The 17,352-nt window shown below is 63.8% G+C and carries 16 protein-coding genes; 13 read left to right on the forward strand and 3 right to left on the reverse strand.

The window, feature by feature from the left end; all coding sequences use genetic code 11:
* From VGV37_RS04315 to VGV37_RS04350, 8 genes are all read left to right on the forward strand, one after another.
* Nucleotides 1-1,327 (forward strand): phage portal protein (locus VGV37_RS04315; protein WP_326878390.1); only part of this gene is annotated, 1,327 nt, incomplete at its 5' end.
* Between the two features lie 199 nt (nt 1,328-1,526).
* On the forward strand, nt 1,527-1,919 hold the full coding sequence (locus VGV37_RS04320; protein ID WP_326878391.1) for a hypothetical protein: 393 nt from the start codon (nt 1,527-1,529) through the stop codon (nt 1,917-1,919).
* Between the two features lie 114 nt (nt 1,920-2,033).
* Nucleotides 2,034-2,474 (forward strand): DUF2946 family protein, encoded by a 441-nt coding sequence (locus VGV37_RS04325; RefSeq protein WP_326878392.1) that lies wholly within the window; start codon nt 2,034-2,036, stop codon nt 2,472-2,474.
* Nucleotides 2,475-2,531: 57 nt separating this feature from the next.
* Nucleotides 2,532-3,470, forward strand: a complete 939-nt coding sequence (locus tag VGV37_RS04330; protein WP_326878393.1) for a hypothetical protein — start codon at nt 2,532-2,534, stop codon at nt 3,468-3,470.
* 10 nt (nt 3,471-3,480) lie between these two features.
* Complete coding sequence (copC, locus tag VGV37_RS04335; protein WP_326878394.1) at nt 3,481-3,849, forward strand: copper homeostasis periplasmic binding protein CopC; 369 nt, start codon at nt 3,481-3,483, stop codon at nt 3,847-3,849.
* Nucleotides 3,849-4,715, forward strand: coding sequence for a copper homeostasis membrane protein CopD (gene copD / locus VGV37_RS04340; RefSeq protein ID WP_326878395.1), 867 nt, complete (start codon nt 3,849-3,851; stop codon nt 4,713-4,715). Before copC ends, copD begins: the two co-directional genes overlap by 1 nt.
* Nucleotides 4,716-4,838: 123 nt before the next feature.
* On the forward strand, nt 4,839-6,473 hold the full coding sequence (locus VGV37_RS04345; protein ID WP_326878396.1) for a 3-(methylthio)propionyl-CoA ligase: 1,635 nt from the start codon (nt 4,839-4,841) through the stop codon (nt 6,471-6,473).
* Nucleotides 6,470-7,252, forward strand: coding sequence for a glucose 1-dehydrogenase (locus tag VGV37_RS04350; protein ID WP_326878397.1), 783 nt, complete (start codon nt 6,470-6,472; stop codon nt 7,250-7,252). The genes VGV37_RS04345 and VGV37_RS04350 overlap by 4 nt, the downstream gene beginning before the upstream one ends.
* 23 nt (nt 7,253-7,275) lie before the next feature.
* Here VGV37_RS04350 and VGV37_RS04355 read toward each other — a convergent pair whose 3' ends face one another.
* Nucleotides 7,276-7,854, reverse strand: coding sequence for a cysteine hydrolase family protein (locus VGV37_RS04355; RefSeq protein WP_326878398.1), 579 nt, complete (start codon nt 7,852-7,854; stop codon nt 7,276-7,278).
* Between the two features lie 67 nt (nt 7,855-7,921).
* Here VGV37_RS04355 and VGV37_RS04360 point away from each other — a divergent pair, with 67 nt between their 5' ends.
* Complete coding sequence (locus VGV37_RS04360; RefSeq protein WP_326878399.1) at nt 7,922-8,965, forward strand: GlxA family transcriptional regulator; 1,044 nt, start codon at nt 7,922-7,924, stop codon at nt 8,963-8,965.
* On the opposite strand, the gene VGV37_RS04365 is transcribed toward VGV37_RS04360, so the two are convergent.
* Nucleotides 8,917-10,353 carry a coniferyl aldehyde dehydrogenase gene (locus VGV37_RS04365; RefSeq protein ID WP_326878400.1) on the reverse strand — a complete coding sequence of 479 codons (1,437 nt, stop codon included), beginning with the start codon at nt 10,351-10,353 and terminating at the stop codon, nt 8,917-8,919. The genes VGV37_RS04360 and VGV37_RS04365 overlap by 49 nt on opposite strands.
* 416 nt (nt 10,354-10,769) lie before the next feature.
* On the opposite strand from VGV37_RS04365, the gene VGV37_RS04370 reads away from it, so the two are divergent.
* The 3 genes from VGV37_RS04370 (at nt 10,770) to VGV37_RS04380 (ending at nt 14,952) form a co-directional block, all read left to right on the forward strand.
* Nucleotides 10,770-12,125, forward strand: a complete 1,356-nt coding sequence (locus tag VGV37_RS04370) for an OmpP1/FadL family transporter (protein ID WP_326878401.1) — start codon at nt 10,770-10,772, stop codon at nt 12,123-12,125.
* A gap of 147 nt (nt 12,126-12,272) precedes the next feature.
* Nucleotides 12,273-13,970: a long-chain fatty acid--CoA ligase gene (locus VGV37_RS04375; RefSeq protein WP_326878402.1), complete on the forward strand. Its 1,698-nt coding sequence runs from the start codon at nt 12,273-12,275 to the stop codon at nt 13,968-13,970.
* 94 nt (nt 13,971-14,064) lie between these two features.
* On the forward strand, nt 14,065-14,952 hold the full coding sequence (locus tag VGV37_RS04380) for a hypothetical protein (protein ID WP_326878403.1): 888 nt from the start codon (nt 14,065-14,067) through the stop codon (nt 14,950-14,952).
* Nucleotides 14,953-15,418: 466 nt separating this feature from the next.
* Here the strand turns inward: VGV37_RS04380 and dapA are convergent, their stop codons facing one another.
* Nucleotides 15,419-16,330, reverse strand: coding sequence for a 4-hydroxy-tetrahydrodipicolinate synthase (gene dapA, locus VGV37_RS04385; RefSeq protein WP_326878404.1), 912 nt, complete (start codon nt 16,328-16,330; stop codon nt 15,419-15,421).
* A gap of 478 nt (nt 16,331-16,808) precedes the next feature.
* Between dapA and VGV37_RS04390 the strand changes: the two genes are divergently transcribed.
* Complete coding sequence (locus VGV37_RS04390; protein WP_326878405.1) at nt 16,809-17,297, forward strand: MerR family DNA-binding transcriptional regulator; 489 nt, start codon at nt 16,809-16,811, stop codon at nt 17,295-17,297.
* Nucleotides 17,298-17,352: the final 55 nt, after the last annotated feature.

Raw genomic sequence — 17,352 nt, forward strand, 5'->3', positions numbered from 1 at the left:
CAACATCGGGCTGCGGCGCCAGGTCAGCCAGCTCAACTATTTCACCGAGGGCAACACGCCGGAAGCACTGATCGGCGTGCCGGAGCAATGGACCCCGGACCAGATCCGCCAGTTCCAGGAGTACTGGGACGCGCTGCTCGAGGGCAATCTGGCGGCCCGACGCCATACCCGCTTCGTGCCGGGTGGCCTCAAATACCAGCCGATCCGCGACGTGCCATTGAAGGACGAGTTCGACGAATGGCTGGCCCGGGTGGTGTGCTTCGCCTTCTCGATCCCGCCCACGGCATTTTCGAAACAGACCAACCGGGCGACGGCGGAGACGGCCCAGGGCACGGCGACGGCGGAGGGGCTGCAGGTCTGGCTGAAGGGCGTGATCGACCGGGTGATCGGCCAGGTACTGGGCTGCGCGGACCTGGAGTTCGCCTGGACCGATCGGACCGCGCCGGATCCTGCGACCCAGGCGACGATCGCGGCAGGCTATGTCGGGGCCGGCATCAAGACGCGCAACGAGGTGCGGGCGGAGCTGGGCCTCGACCCAGTCGCCGGCGGCGACGCGCTCACCACCGCCGGGCCGGTGGCCCCGCTGCCGCAGGGGCTCGCGAAGTTCAATCCAACCTGGCCGACGCAGCCGCGCCGCGAGGGGCAATGGGCGACCGAAGAGGCCTCCGCCGCCCTGCCAAAAATCACTTTGGTAAGCGACCCAGAGAAGACGGAGGAGACGCCAGGGGAAGAGCGCATCGACAGCTTCGATGCAATGCCGCCCCGTCTGCAGGCGGCAATCCTCTCCGTACCGGATCCGGTCCGACGCGGTCGCTTGATGGACGATGAGGACCTGGCGGAAACCTATTATCAATACGGTCAAGCGACCCAACGGCTGAGGCAGACTGATCCGAATAATCCGCTGCTCGACGCCCTGCGTCCCAGCGACTGGCTGCCGAGCGACGAGGACGTCGCGGAGGTGCAGGCCGCCATTCGAACAGTGGCACGTCAGCCCAAAATACCAAATACAAGCGCTTTAGGCATCGATCCAGGAAAACCCAATCCCGAAAATACTTCGTTAGATCCAAAACTATATTTTGAAATTATCGATCCGATTATTATTAGAGGGCGACGTGCAATAGATTTAGCTCGGTCATATGAACAGGGAATCCAATATCTCTATAAAAATCAACCGACACTGCCTCGTGAGTTCACCGTAATAGAAAATGGCAAGCCTTCTGTTCGAGTCGCGGATAAGGTAGTCACTATTAATGATGAGAATACAGCGATAGAAGCAAAATATGTTGATAATTGGGAATTATCAGTTAGAAATCCAAAAATTCTATAAACACAAAATTCTGGGCGGAAGAAGAACAGCAATCGATGGTAGCCCAAGCATCGAGATATTGTAACAATTTTCCAGGAGGCGTAATATACTACACAAATAGTCTGGAACTTGCAAGTCACTACACAAACGCATTTAGTTCGGCTGGATTGAGTAATTTCAGATTTATCGTAGCCCCGGCCTTAAAAGAGTGAGCAATCTCATGTCAGAGAATTCCAAAGAACACCCAGAAAATATTAATATAAAAGCTCGACCCCTTCCAGGATTAAAACAAAACCCCAAAATAGAAACTCTTTATTTCTCCAACGCTGGAAAGCAAAAATTCCGGAAACAGTTTTCCACATTGGTCGAGAAGTTCACGCCGCCCTATCCAACTGGTGGTGGCATTACCTCGGAAGCCTGTCGAATTCGCTTGCCCGATGGTTTGTTGCTCCACGGCGTGTCCTATCACACCGACATCGAAGGCTGGCGCTGGCAGATCGAGCAGAGCGCGCAGAAATTGGGACTGGTTGTCGCCAAGATTCAAGGAGATCGGATCGTCGTGTCGGATGGCCGATCCGCTGCGCTCGCGGAGTGCCATATCGAAGTCGACTGATCGCCGACCATCCGCCCCAGCCATTCCCCGCTGCGACAATGCGCCTGCGAAACTGTCGGGTGCGTGGAAGCTTCCGATATGGCAAGGTCCGGCCCGCATCGGGACGAGGACAGGATGGCGCGTCGGCGCGGACAAGGGCGGAGACGGACGCGAGGTGGCCAGATCCGGCCGCTCGGCCTCGTGCTCGCCATTTTCGCCTTGCTGTGCCAGAGCCTCGTGTTGCTGTTGCCGCAGCCGGCCATGGCGATGCCCACGCTGTCAGCCTTGCCGGCCGATGCGGCGCTGTTCTCCGGCGGGTACGTCCTATGCCAGGACGACGACAGCACGGCGCCGGCCTACGACGACCATCAGGCACCGTGCCCGCATTGCGCGGATTGCCCGGTCTGCCAGGCGTTCCACGGCGCCGGCGGTCTGGTGCCGCCCACCCTGCCCGCCCTGCCGGTCCCAGGCGTCCAGGGCGTGGCCTTCGTCCCGACCGTCCCGCACGGGCAGCCGCTCCGGCTCGTCGCCCGGGCCCATCAACCCCGCGCGCCCCCTGGAATTTCGAGCCTCTGACCGTTCCGTCCGACCCTTCGGGGCCGGGCCTAGAAACTCGATCTCCAAGGATGAACCATGTCGCGCCCGATCCGCGCGGCCGCTGCCCTTTGCGGCACCGGCCTCGCTCTCTCCGCCGCCATTCCGGCGCCCGTCCATGCCCATGGCATCGCCGGCGACCGCCTGTTTCCCGCCACGCTCAGCATCGACGACCCGGCCGTCGGCGACGAGCTGTCGCTGCCCACCTTCACCTATCAGCCGCAGAGCAGTAGCGCCGGCAGTCCCGAGACCCGCAGCTATGGCTACGGTGCGGAGTGGGATAAGACGATCACCGAGCATCTGGGCATCGCGATCAACGACGGCTATTCCGTCATCCACCAGCAGGGCAGCAACAGCCTCTACGGCTGGAACGACCTGGTCACGACGCTCAAGTACCAGTTCTTCGAGAACGACGCGCACGAGGTCATGATGTCGGCCGGCATCCAGCGCGAATGGGGCGGCACCGGCGCGCTGCGTGTCGGCGAGGACGCGACCGGCTGGACCCAGCCGACGCTGTATGCCGGCAAGGGCTTCGGCGACCTGCCGGCCGGCGTCGGCCTGCTGCGTCCGTTCGCGCTGACCGGCGAGTTGGGCTACCAGTTCGCCGACGTGCCGACCGCCCACACGCCGGATGGTCCGAGCCACAATCCGAATTTCTGGAACATCGGCTTCTCGGTGCAGTACGACATGCATTACCTGCAGACCCAGGTGAAGGACTATGGCTTGCCCGACGTCGTCAACCACCTGATCCCGCTGGTCGAGTTCGCCTATGCGACGCCGGCCACCGCCGGCTACGGTGCCACCACGACCGGCACGATCGCGCCCGGCTTCCTCTACGAAGGCGGCTCGTACCAGATCGGGGTGGAGGCGCTGATCCCGGCGAACAAGGCGAGCGGCACGCGCACCGGCATGATCGCCCAACTGCATTTCTATCTGGACGACCTGTTCCCGAGCTCCATCGGCAAGCCGGTCTTCTGAGGATATGGCCATGACCCATCGCATCCGCGTGCTGGCGTTCGTCCTGGGCTTGCTGCTGGCGTTCAGCGGCCAGGCCTTCGCCCATGCCATGCTGGAGACCGCGGCCCCGTCGGCCGGCAGCACGGTGGCCACGCCCGACGAGATCCGGCTGGGCTTCACCGAGGCGCTCGAGCCGCGCTTCTCTTCGATCACCGTGACCGACGCTGCCGGCAAGCCGATCGCAGCCCCCAAGGCCGCCCCGGACCCGGCCGATGCCAAGGTCTTGGAACTGCATCCGTCGGCGCCGCTCGCGCCCGGCCGCTACCATGTCGCCTGGGCCGTCGTCTCGGTCGATACCCACCGGACGCAGGGCGGCTTCGACTTCACGGTCCAGCCCTGATGTCCCCCGAAGCCGCCCTGCTGGTGGTCCGGTTCGTCCATTTCTGGGCGGTCTTCGGTCTGTTCGGAACCGCGCTGTTCGGCCTCTATGCCGGCGGCGCGGCCCGCGCCCTGGTCGCGCCCAAGCTGGGCGGGCCGGTGGCGTTGATGAGCATCACGCTGCTGGGTTCCGGCGTGATCTGGCTGCTGGTCGAATCCGCGCATTTCTGCGGCGACTGGAGCGGGGCGACCGACGCCGACATGATCGGCTGCGTGCTGTTCCAGACCGGCTTCGGCAAGCTGTGGATGTGGCGCCTGCTGCTCGCGGCCAGCCTGCTGCCGATCGCGACCATGGAGCGGGGGCCGGCGCGCGACGGGCTGCTGATCGCCGTCTCCGCCATGCTCGCCGGCAGCCTGGGCCTGACCGGCCATGCGGCGATGGACACGGGCCTGCGCGGCGCGTTGCACCAGGCCGATCACGCCATCCACCTGCTGGCCGTCGGCGCCTGGCTGGGCGGCCTGCTGCCGCTGGCGCGCCTGCTGGCCGAGCGGCCGGCGGTCGAGGTCCGCGCCGACGCACTGCATCGCTTCTCGACCGTCGGCATCATCGCGGTCGGGCTGATCCTCGTTACCGGCATCGCCAATGCCACGATGATCGCCGGCTCGCCGATCCCGTCGCTGGCGACCGCCTGGGGTCGCACATTGGCGGTCAAGCTGCTGCTGGTCGCGATCATGATCGCGGCGGCACTGGTCAACCGCCTGATCCTGATGCCCAGCGCAAGGTACGCTGCCATCGGCCGGCTCGTGATGCTGGAGCAGGCATTGGGCCTGGCGGTTCTCGCGGCCGCCAGCCTGCTGGGCACCCTGCCGCCCGATGGGGCCATGTAACGTCCCTGCCAAGATTGCCACCCGCCGGCGCTTCCGATAACGATAGGGTACGGGAACAGATCGGCACATGGGCACGATGCCGGTCGGCCCGACGGGGAAGCGGCAACGGGAGACCAGGGCACGATGCTGGGCATGATGATGGACCAGCCGCTATTGATCTCGAGCTTGATCGAGCATGCGGCGCGGTTTCACGGCGATACGGAAATCGTGTCCCGCGAGGCGGATCGCAGCGTTTTCCGCTATGATTATGCGGCCGCCGCCGATCGGGCGAAGCAGATCGGCCAGGCGATCGCGCGGCTGGGCGCGGAACCGGGCGACCGGATCGGCACGCTCGCCTGGAACAGTCATCGGCATTTCGAGCTCTACTACGGCATCTCGGGCACCGGCCGGGTGCTGCACACCATCAATCCGCGCCTGTTCCCGGACCAGCTGCGTTACATCATCAACCACGCCGCCGACCGGATCCTGTTCATCGAGCCGAGCTTCGTAGGGCTGGTCGAGAAGCTGGCGCCGTTGCTGACCACGGTCCGGCATTACGTCATCATGGCGCCCAAGGCGCTGATGCCGGATACCAGCCTGCCGAACGCGCTCTGCTACGAGGAATTGATCGACGCGGAGTCCGCCGAGTTCGAATGGCCGCGGTTCGACGAGCAGAGCGCGTCGTCGCTCTGCTACACCTCGGGTACCACGGGCAATCCCAAGGGCGCACTCTACACCCATCGCTCGACCCTGCTGCATGCGTTCGCCGCCTGCGCCGCCGACATGCTGGGCATCGGCGCCGCCGACAGCGTGCTGCCGGTCGTGCCGATGTTCCATGTCAACGCCTGGGGCATCCCTTATTCCTGCCCGCTCGCCGGCGCCAAGCTGGTGCTGCCCGGCCCCTATCTCGACGGCGAGAGCCTGTGCACCCTGTTCGAGCAGGAACGCGTCACCTTTTCGCTGGGGGTGCCGACGATCTGGCTGGGCGCCTTGAAATATGCCGAAGAGACCGGCAAGGGCTTTTCTAGCGTGAAGCGTGTCGTGGTCGGCGGCTCGGCCGCCCCGCCCAGCATGATCGAGGCGTTCGACAAGAAGCACGGCATCCGGGCGCTGCATGCCTGGGGCATGACCGAGATGAGCCCGCTCGGCACCGCAGCGACGCTGAAATCGAAGCATGCCACAGCCGCGCCCGAGGAAATCACCCGCGTATTGTGCAGCCAGGGCCGGCCCTCTTTCATGGTCGACCTCAAGATCACGGGCGAGGACGGTCAACGCCTGCCCCATGATGGCGTCGCGATCGGCAACCTCTATGTGCGCGGCCCTTGGGTCGTCAGCGGCTATTACAATGACGAGGCGGCCAGCGCCGAGGCGTTCGATGCCGAGGGCTGGTTCAAGACCGGCGACGTTTGCGCGATCGATCCGGACGGCTATGTCCGCATCACCGACCGCAGCAAGGACGTGATCAAGTCGGGCGGCGAATGGATCAGCTCGATCGACCTGGAAAATGCCGCGGTCGGCCATCCGGACGTGGCCGAGGCCGCCGTAATCGGGCTGCCCCATCCGCGCTGGGACGAGCGGCCGCTGCTGATCCTGGTGCCGAAGCCGGGCCGCACCATCGACAAGGCGGCGATGATGAGCTTCCTCGCCGACAGGGTCGCCAAATGGTGGTTGCCGGACGATATCGCGCTGGTCGACCAACTGCCCCACACCGCGACCGGCAAGCTGCTGAAGACCCAGTTGCGCCAGGATTTCGCCGATTACAAGCTGCCGACCGCATGACCGACGAGATCGCCGTGACCGGCCGGCGCCTCGCCGGCAAATGCTGCTTCATCACCGGCGCCGCCTCGGGCCTCGGCAAGGCGATGGCGCTGGCCTTCGCCGCCGAGGGCGCACAGATCGCCGTTGCCGACCGCAATGAGGCGGCAGGGCGCGCCGTCGCAGCCCTGCTGGGCAGCGGCTTCTACATTCCGCTCGACGTGACCGACGAGACGCAATGGACCGTGGCGCTCGGCGCCGCGGTGCGCGCGATGGGTCGGCTCGACGTGCTGGTCAACAACGCCGGCGTGGTCGCGTCCCGCTCGATCGAGGAGACCACGCTCGAGGAATGGCGCTTCGTCAACTCGGTCAATGTCGAAGGTACGTTCCTCGGCTGCAAGCATGGGATTCCCCATCTGCGCGCTTCGGGCGGCGGAGCGATCATCAACATCTCGTCGGTCGCCGGCATCACCGCCGCCCCGATGATGGCGGCCTACAGCGCCAGCAAGGGCGCGGTCCGCGCGCTGACCAAGACCGTCGCGATCGAGCTGGCCCGCAAGGGCGACCAGATCCGCTGCAACTCGATCCATCCGGTATTCTTCCAGACGCCGATGCTCGACGACATCGTGGCGACCACGCGCAACCCGGACAAGTTCCGCGCCGGGCTGCAAGGCACCGTCCCGCTCGGCCGCTTCGGCCAGCCGGAAGAAGTGGCCGCCATGGCGCTGTATCTCGCCTCCGACGAGGCCCGCTTCGTCACCGGCGCGGAATTCGCCATCGACGGGGGGTTCACCGCGGCGTAACGCCCGCTTCGTGAGCCGCCCGCCTATCGTCCGCCCAGTCGCGCCGCGATCTCGGCGGCGGTCACGATTTCCGCGAACTCCTCGCTCAGGTTGGCGAGGGTCATCGCGTGGATTTCCTCGGCCGCATGATGATCGCCGTCCGGCCCGGTGCGGTCATAGGTCCAGGTGGCATCCCGGACCAGCTTGGCATCGAAACCCAGATTTCCGGCCATCCGCGTCGTGGTCTCCACACAATGGTTCGTCGTGGCGCCGACGATCACGAGGGACCGGATGCCGCCCGCCCGCAGCCGTGCCTCGAGATCGGTGCCGATGAAGGCGCTGTTGACGGATTTGATCAGCACCGGCTCGTCCTGCCGTTCCCGGACCTCGTCCTTGACCTGGTGGCCCGGCAGATCGGGATGGAACCGGCTGGCCAGCGTCTGCCCGGCATGACGGATATGGAAGATCGGTGCCGGCCGGTTGCGGAACAGGGCGAGCAATTCCACGATCCGTGCGAGCGCGTCCGGATTGTTGCGCCTGACGCCCTGAGCGTCCCACGCATCGAAAGCCTTCTGCACGTCGACGATGATGAGCGCGGTCGTCTGCGCGTCGAGTGATGTCATGCTGCATTCCTGTCCGGTCTAGGGTGCCAGGACTTTCGCTCGGGGCCGCTTTGGTATAAAGGACATTATGTCCTCGTTTCACGCCACGGCCGGCGAGGCCCCGCGCCGCATTCTGATGCTGGTCTATCCCGATGTGCTGCTGCTCGATTTCGGCGGCCCGGCCCAGGTGTTCGAGCAGGCGAATGAGCTCGCCCGCGAGGCCGGCCAGCCGGAACCCTATCGCATCGAGCTCGCCTCGCTGACCGGGGGGATCGTGCCGACCGACATCGGCTTCGGCGTCAATACGATGAAATCGGGCGACGACGATGGCCCGATCGATACGCTGCTGATCCCCGGCGGACCCGGCATCTGGAGCCAGATCGACGCCGGCGACTTGACGCGACACATCGCCATGCGGGCAAGGCGATCGCGCCGCATCGCCGCCGTATGCATCGGTGCGTTCCTCGCTGGTGCTGCCGGCCTGCTGGACGGCCGCCGCGCGGTCACCCATTGGCGCCATTGCGCCGACCTCGCCCGCCGCCATCCGGACACGACCGTCGAGGTCGATCCGATCTTCCTGCAGGACGGCCCGCTCTGGACCTCGGCCGGGGTCAGCGCCGGCATCGACCTGGCGCTGGCGTTGGTCGAGGTGGACCTGGGCCATGCCATGGCGATCGGGGTCGCGCGACGCCTCGTGGTATTCCTGAAGCGGCCCGGCGGCCAGGCGCAGTTCAGCGCGGCGCTCGCCGCCCAACAGGCCGACGGCGCCGGGCGGTTCGACCGGCTGCATGCCTGGATGGCGGAGAATCTCGCCGGTGATCTGCGGGTCGACCAATTGGCCGAGCAGGCCGGCATGAGTGTGCGCAGCTTCATCCGCACTTATCCGGCCGCGACCGGCCGCACGCCGGCCAAGGCGGTAGAACTGCTGCGCATCGAGGCGGCCAAGCGCCTGCTGGTGACCGCCCGCCTGCCGATCGCGACCATCGCCCATCTGAGCGGCTTCGGCGACGACGAGCGTCTGCGCCGGGCCTTCCAGCGCAGCCTGGGCATCACCGCCGAGGATTACCGCGCGCGCTTCGCCGCCTATTTGCCGAGCAGCAGCCGCGTCACCGCCCGCGTCAGCTTGCCGTAGGGCGCTGCGATCCGGTCGGACATATTGAACCGGCCCAATTCCAGGGTGGCGCGCGCGTGGGACAGGCGCAGGAAACCCTCGCGGCCATGGTAGGCGCCCATGCCGCTTTCGCCGACGCCGCCGAACGGCAGATCCGCCTGGGTGACGTGCAGCAGGGTGCCGTTGATCGTAGCCCCGCCCGAACGCGTGCGCTGGAGCACGCCTTCGACCTTGGCGCTGTCGGTCGAGAAACAATAGAGCGCCAGCGGTTTCGGCCGGGCATTGATCAGCCGGATGGCGTGATCCAGATCGTCGTAGGTCACGATCGGCAGGATCGGTCCGAAGATTTCTTCTCGAAGCGCCGCCGAGTCTTCCCGGGCACGCACCAGCACGGTCGGCCCGATCTTGCGCTCGGCCGCGGCACCGGGGTCGGTGTGCTGCACGACACGGGCACCGCCGCCCCGCGCCTCCTCGATCATGCCGGACAGGCGCTGATAATGACGGCCGGAGATGATGCTGGTGTAGTCGGCATTGCCCGCGATGGCCGGATAGAGTTCGGCCGCAGCCTCGATCACCGCGTCGGCGAAGGCGTCGGCCAGGTCGGTCGGCACCAGGGCGTAGTCCGGCGCCACGCAGGTCTGGCCGGCATTGAAGAACTTGCCGATCGCGATGGTCCGCGCCGCCTTCTTCAGCGGATAGTCGCGACAGACGAGGACCGGCGACTTGCCGCCCAGTTCGAGCGTCACCGGCGTCAGGTGCGCCGCCGCCGCCGCCATCACCTGGCGACCGACCTTGCTCGATCCGGTGAACAGCAGGTGATCGAAATCGAGTGTCGAAAACTGCGCCGCCACGTCCGGACCGCCGGTCACGACCGCGACCTGATCTTCTTCGAACCGCTCCGCCAGCAGGTTCTTCAGCAGCGCGGCCGTGCGCGGCGTGAGCTCAGACGGCTTCAACATGACCCGGTTGCCGGCGGCGAGCGCGTCGATCAGCGGCCCGAGGGTCAGGAACAGCGGATAGTTCCAGGGCGCCATGACGCCGACGACGCCCAGCGGCTGATAGGCGACGCGCGCGCTGGCCGGCCGGAATGCCAGGCCGGGGCGGCGGCGCTGCGGCTTCATCCACCGGCCGAGATGGCGGCGGACATGCTTGATCCCGGCGACCAGCGGCATCAATTCGCCGAGCTCTGTCTCTGCAGCCGCCCGGGTACCGAAGTCCAGCGACACGGTTTCGACCAGGCTCTGGCGATGTTTCTTGATCAAGCCCAGCAGCGCGTCGAGTGCGAGGATGCGCTCGGCCAGAGAGGGCGCACCATGTTCGGCGACCGCCGCGCGCTGCAGGGCCAGGATCCGCTCCGCCTCGCTCGGCACGGCAGCGAGCGAAATCGGTGACGTCGATGAAGCGCCCATTTTCCCTCTTCGCCCGGATCCCCGAGGGGATCCGGATCCAGCATACGGAACAGGCGGGGAGACTAGACCCTCCCGACCGGCGCGTCCAACCTGCAAGCGAGAGGCGCTTTCGGGAGCCGGCCGCAGTTTTCACCAACAAATCGCAAGCAACAGCAAAAAGCTTCTTTGTCGCATGGTCGAGGCGCACGGGAATGCAAAAACTTTCTTCTGCCTCTTGGCGATGGTCCGGCTCTTCCTCTAGGGTGCCCGACAGCAAGTTCGTAAAACTGTCGTGCAACGCGGCGCGCCATTCCCGGCGGGCCGCGGCGACAACTCGGCAAATCCCGGCTGTCCAGCGACGGATATCGGCGTCCCGCACGCAAGTCTCCGTCGAAGGCGAGTCCGGAGATAAAAAATTGGTTGGGAGAAGCGACGCCATGAAGTTTGTAAAACCCGCACTCGTCGTCGCCATCGGCGCCGTCGCGACAGTCTGTACGACTACCGACGGTCAGGCGTCCGGTTTCGGACTTCGTGAAAATTCCGCGGTCGGCACCGGCGAATCCTATGCGGGCGCCGTGTCCGGCAATTACGATCTCTCGACGATCTACAACAATCCTGCTGGCATGACCGCCTTCACCGGCATCCAGCAGGGTGCCGCCGCCACGCTGATCGATCCATCCGGCCATCTCAGCAACGTCCAGGGCCACAACATTTACGGCGCGGGCATTACCGACAGCGACGAGCGCGATCCGACCCAGGCCAAGGTCATCCCGTCGGCCTACCTGCTGTGGGCCCCGACCGACGATTGGCGCATCGGCCTTGCGATGACGGTCCCGTTCGGGCTGATCACCAGCTACAGCGGCACCTCGGCCGTGCGCTATCAGGCGCTGGAATCCGAGATCGAGTCGCTCGATATCAATCCGAACGTCGCCTACAAGGTCAACGACTGGATCTCGCTCGGTGGCGGCGTCACGGTCGAGAAGGTCAAGGCCAAGCTGACCAACGCGCTCGACCTGGGCGGCATCGTCGGCAGCCAGCTCGACGCCATCTTCCATACCAGCACACTCGGCGCCGCGATGTCGCAGACCGCCGACGGGCGCTCGGACGTGGTCGGCACCTCGTGGGGCGTCGGCTACAACGTCGGCATTCAGCTGAAGCCTTGGGGCGACGATACGACGATCGGCCTCGCCTATCGCTCCGGCATCCATCAGAAGTTGAGCGGTCGCGCCGACTTCACCGTGCCGGGCAGCCTCGCGGCCCTGGTCGCCACGACGGGCGAGTTGCAGAAGACCGGCGCCACCGCCGATCTCAGCCTGCCGGGCAATGCCTGGATCGGCATCACCCACCAGTTCACGCCAGCCCTCAGTGTCAGCGCGTCCTATCAATATACCCAGTGGAGCAGCTTCAAGACGCTCGAGATCAATTTCGAGAATCCGAAGCAGCCGTCGGTCATCGATCCGGAGAATTACCGGGATTCGAGCTTCGTGTCGCTCGGCGCCGACTACAAGGTCAACGATCGCCTGACCGTACGGGCCGGCACCGCGTTCGACCAGACGCCGATCCAGGATCGGTATCGGGACTATCGGCTGCCCGACGGCAACCGCTATTGGGTCTCGGGCGGCGCCACCTATCAGTTGACCGACAGCATCGCGATCAGCGCCGCCTATCTCCACGTGTTCATCGACAGCTCGTCCGTGAAGCAGACGGATATCAATCCGATCTTCGACACGGTCTCGGCCCAGTCGAACATCGCGGCGAACCTGGTTTCGCTGTCGGCATCTATGAAGTTCTGATCGCCGGCGCGCCGGTCCCTCTCCCGAGGGAGAGTGGACCGGCGTGCGCGGTCGGAGGTGGAGTTCGAACGATGGCCGGTCCGCCGGTTGCGACCGGCCCCGGTGGGTCGGCGCCCATGGATCGGCCCTGAAGCGGGATGTCACCGGATGCAACCCTACGGCATCGACTATACCGTGCCCGCCACCTATCCCAAGGACGTGTCCTGGACGGACCCGTTCGAAATCGGTCCGGTCTGGAGCCTGCTCGACCGGTCGGTCTCGCGTTATGCCGATCGGCCCTGCCTCGATTTCCTGGATCGCCGCTTCACCTATGCCGAGGTCGGCCGGCTGGTCGACCGCACGGCGCGCGGCCTGCAGGACATGGGGTTGAAGAAGGGCGACCGGGTCGGGCTGTTCCTGCCCAACACGCCCTATTCGGTCGTCTTCCTGTTCGCGATCCTCAAGGCCGGCGGAACCTGCGTCAATTTCAACCCGCTCTATGTCGATCACGAGATCAAGCATCAGATCGCGGATTCCGGCACGGAGATCATGGTCACGCTCGACCATGTGGCGACATATCCGAAGCTCGCGCGGATGCTGGGCCAGACCGGCCTGAAGAAGATCATCGTCTGCGCCATGGGCGACATCCTGCCGTTCCCGAAGAACCTGCTGTATCCGCTGGTGAAGCGCGCCGACATCGCCCGCTTTCCGCGCGACGAACGGCATTTGGCATTCCGCACGCTGACCGCCAACGACGGCGGCCCGCGCCCGATCGAGATCGATCCGCTGAAGGACGTGGCCGTGCTGCAATATACCGGCGGCACGACCGGCACGCCCAAGGGCGCCATGCTGACCCACGGCAATATCGTCGCCAATGCCGAGCAATGCCTGCGCTGGTTTCCGGGCGCGCGGCTCGGCCACGAGCGGGTCATGGCGATCCTGCCGTTCTTCCACGTGTTCGCGTTGACGGTCGCCGAAACTCTGGCGATCGCCGGCGGGTCCGAGATCATCCTGCTGCCGCGCTTCGACCTGGATCAGCTGCTGCAGACGATCGACAAGAAGAAGCCGACCATGTTCCCCGGCGTGCCGACGCTCTACACCGCGATCAACCATCACAAGGATATCGCCAAGTACGACCTGTCGTCGATCCGATATTGCCTGTCGGGCGGAGCGCCCTTGCCGCTCGAGGTCAAGACCGAGTTCGAGCGGTTGACCGGCGCCACGGTGTGCGAAGGCTACGGCCTCAGCGAAACCTCGCCGGTCGCGACCAGCAATCCGCTGACCGGCATCAACAAGGCCGGCTCGATCGGCCTGCCGATGCCGCAGACGATCATCGAGATCTTCTCGCTCGACGACCCGGACAAGCCGGTGCTGCAGGGCGAGCGCGGCGAGGTCTGCGTGCGCGGCCCCCAGGTCATGGCCGGCTATTGGAATAACCCGGAGGAGACCGCCAAGGTCCTGAAGGACGGTCGGTTGCGTACCGGCGACGTCGGCTATATCGACGAGGACGGCTATATCTTCCTGGTCGACCGGATCAAGGACCTGATCATCGCCGGCGGCTACAATGTCTATCCGCGCAACGTGGAAGAGGCGATCTACCACCACCCGAACGTGGCGGAATGCGTCGTCATCGGCGTGAGCGACCCCTATCGCGGCCAGACGGTGAAGGCGTTCGTCGTGCTTCGGCCAGACTGCGAGCTGGACGAGCCGACCCTGAAGGCGTTCCTGAAGGACAAGCTGTCGCCGATCGAGATGCCGAAGCTGATCGAATTCCGCGACAGCCTGCCCAAGACCCAGGTCGGCAAACTGTCGAAGAAGGCGCTGCAGGACGAGGAGGCGGCACGGGCGGCGCCGCCGGCGGTGTGAGTGATCAACGCTATTGAGCCAGATTTTAGTTGCCGCTTAACGTGGGTAGTCGGCCTGAACATCTTCGCGCAACACCCCGACGGGGTTGCGCACGATGAATTTTCTCCCTCATTATAAGAGAATGCGCGCAGAAGAAAAAACGGCAATTGCCGGGATCTTTTTAGGCTCTGGGGTTACCCTGGCGGCTGCAGCCCTCCCACTGGCATACCCTCATGAATCAGCCAGGATCTGGCAGATTCTGACGTGGGGTGGTCTGCTGGTGATCACCTTTTCTATCGTCTTTTTGGTCTATGAGCATGCTGCCAAACCGCTCGTTGCCAGGACTCGTCCAAAAAAATTGTCCGCCGCCCCTTTTGTCATCAAATTTATTGATGATTCCCACGCCTTCGGCAGAGCCCCTATTTATACCCAAAGATGCAATATAGGAGTAGAAGGGAGGCCGCTCGGAGAATATATATCGGCCTTCTTATTTCAATTCAGAATTGTTAATATTTCATCCACTACAATACGCAACATAGGAATATTTGCAACAAAAATTATTTACGGAGAATACTCTTATTTTGACTGTAACATCCCAATGCCGCGCATTCCTAATGTTGGTCTCATTAACTTGCAGCCGGGCGCATCTGAATTTTTCCCGCTAATTGAAATTATGGAATTGCAGTTCGCGGGAATGTTTTCATTTGTGAAGTTTGTGGAGACCGAAGCCATCGCAAAATGGCGTTGGTTGCTGGAACCGGGGATGATTAGTACAGATCCCGTAGGAGCGGGCATCCCCACGATTGCCGAAGGCTACCCAATACATCGACCGTCAGCAATTGGTGGTCCCGTCACGATTGAAATCGCGATTTATGCAGATGACTCGCCGCCGACACACGCGCGCTTCAAATTAACCGCAAAAGATATGACAAGCGTCGAACTCGTATCACAGGGACTATCTTTGCCCGAAATACCATGCGGAGTACAGCTTGCAAAAATATAGCAGCTTGCCCCGTGACTTTAATTAATAAGATATCACACGTTTTCGCAAATATATATAATGCACATCGCACTTTGTTTGAGTATTTCTTCAATAAATTTGCAAGAAAATAATTAATAGAGCGAGAATAGAATTTCGAAGGCAGAACAGATTTCTGCCCTTCATTCGGCGCACTCGTCCATCGTCGGAAATAATTATATTTAGGAGAAAGCCGAAAGGCGAGACATTGCAGCGGCGGTCTCTGTTTCGGCTCATGAACATCATCCATGCATGAAACCGGACAATAGAGGGAGCGCGCACCCAAACAAGCGATCTGCACGAACGAGTGGACTGCCCGCCTCTATGAGACAGCAGCCCACCCGACTTTCGCGGTTGCCTGCCCAGCACGACAGGCATCATCCCGGTGTCCTGCCGAACCGGCGCAGAAATCGGCAATTCCCGATGACGATATCGGAACCGTTCAGGTTCGCTAAACCAGGACGGGAATTCTCCGGCGTTCGATCTCCCGATCGATCCTGCCCGCAAGGGAAGCGCTGACCGGCGTCATGGGCAAGCGCACCTCGGGGCTGTCGATCTGTCCGGTGCGCCACAGCCAATGCTTGATCGGCGCCGGGCTGGGTTCGGCGAACAGCAGGCGCGGCAGATCCGCGAGCCGGGACCAGGCGGCGAGCGCGCCCGGCTGGTCGCCGCCGGCCAGCAGGTTGCGGATCTCCGCGAAGGCCTGGGGCGCGACATGCGCGGATGCCAGGATGCCGCCGTCGGCGCCTTGGGTCAGCGCGCCGTAGAACAGCGCGTCCTCGCCGGTCAGCACCGAAAATCCGGCGGGCCGGCTTCGCAGCAGGTCGAAGGACTGGGTCGGATCGCCCGAACAATCCTTGACGCCGATGATGTTGGGGTGCCGGGCCAGGCGCAACATGGTCTCGTTGCTCATGTTGACGCCGGTCCGGTACGGGATGTTGTAGATCAGGATGGGCCGTTCGGTACCGTCGGCCAGGGCCGAGAAATGGTGATGGAGGCCATCCTGCGATGGTCTGGTGTAGGACGGGCACGAGACCAGATAGCCATCGACCGGCCAGGCGGCGCTCTGTCGCAGATCGCGCACGACCTTGCGGGTATCGCTGCCGGCCAGTCCCAGATAGAGCGGGAGGCGCTGGCCTGCCCGGTCGAGGCTGGCGGCGGACACCGTAACCAGGCGTTCGACTTCCTCGTCGTCCAAGGTCAGGCCTTCGCCCGTGGTCGCGCCCAGGATCAAGCCGTCGATCGGCTGGCCGGCATAAAAGTCCACCAGGCGCGCCAGCGAGCGTTCATCGAGACGACCGTCGCGGAACGGCGTCACGAGCGGCAGCCAAATGCCCCGGGGTATCGGGTGAGTGGTGTGCATGGGCTAATTCCCTCTCCTTGAAAGCCGGAGACGGGAAATCGGCATGAAAAAACCCCGTCCAAACCGGCGGGGTCCTGATCGATCCTATGGCGCTGCGGCTTACCGCAGGCGAAGTCCGTCGGTCCCCGGCAAGGGGGATTTTTTCGACTTCGCGATTTTGCGGCACGGGATGATCATGCGGGCATCGTGGCTGCTGGTCCGGCCGCTGTCAAGACAGCCGCGGCGATCGACCGGGTCGGTGCGAATTTCGGGCGGAGCTTGCACACCGCAATAAATCGAACAGGCCGCAATTTACTTTCAAATCTTCAATGGCATTTTCTTTCTTCTTCGATCGGCCTACCGTCATCTTCGCCCATCACGCTGGAGTGAAGAGAAAACCGGCGGGACATGCCCTATCGATTCGCAGGCCGCCTCTTGACGGCGCACGTATTCCTGTTTACGTAGACGGAAGCTGGTTGACGTTAACGTCAAGGGTTTCATGAGCACGAATGAACGGTGCCATATCGCGCCCGACCGGGCCTCGATGGGGGCGGACTCCGGTCAGGCGATCTACTCGATCGGCGATCTCGCGACCGATCTGGGCGTGTCCCCGCGCGCCATCCGTTTCTATGAGGACCAGGGCATGCTGGCGCCGCAGCGCATCGGCGGCAACCGGGTCTATACCCAGCGCGACCTGGCGCGGCTCAAGCTGATCCTGCGCGGCAAGCGCCTGGGATTTTCCCTGAGCGACATCCGCGAGCTGCTGGACCTCTATTACGTGGATCGCGACCATCTCGAGCAGATGACCCAGACCCTGCACAAGGGCCGCGTCCGCATCGCCGAACTGGAACAGCAGCTGGGCGAACTGCAGATGACCCTGCATGAATTGCGCGAGCTCGAAACCCTGCTCGTCACGACCATCAACCAACGCACATCCGGCACCGACAAGCGCCGGACAGAAAATCCAGAGGAGCTGCCGACATCATGAAATCCGTCGTGATCGCGGGCTACGCCCGGTCCCCCTTCCATTTCGCCAAGAAGGG

The organism is Aliidongia sp., assembly GCF_035943795.1.
Classification (GTDB): Bacteria; Pseudomonadota; Alphaproteobacteria; order ATCC43930; family CGMCC-115725; genus Aliidongia.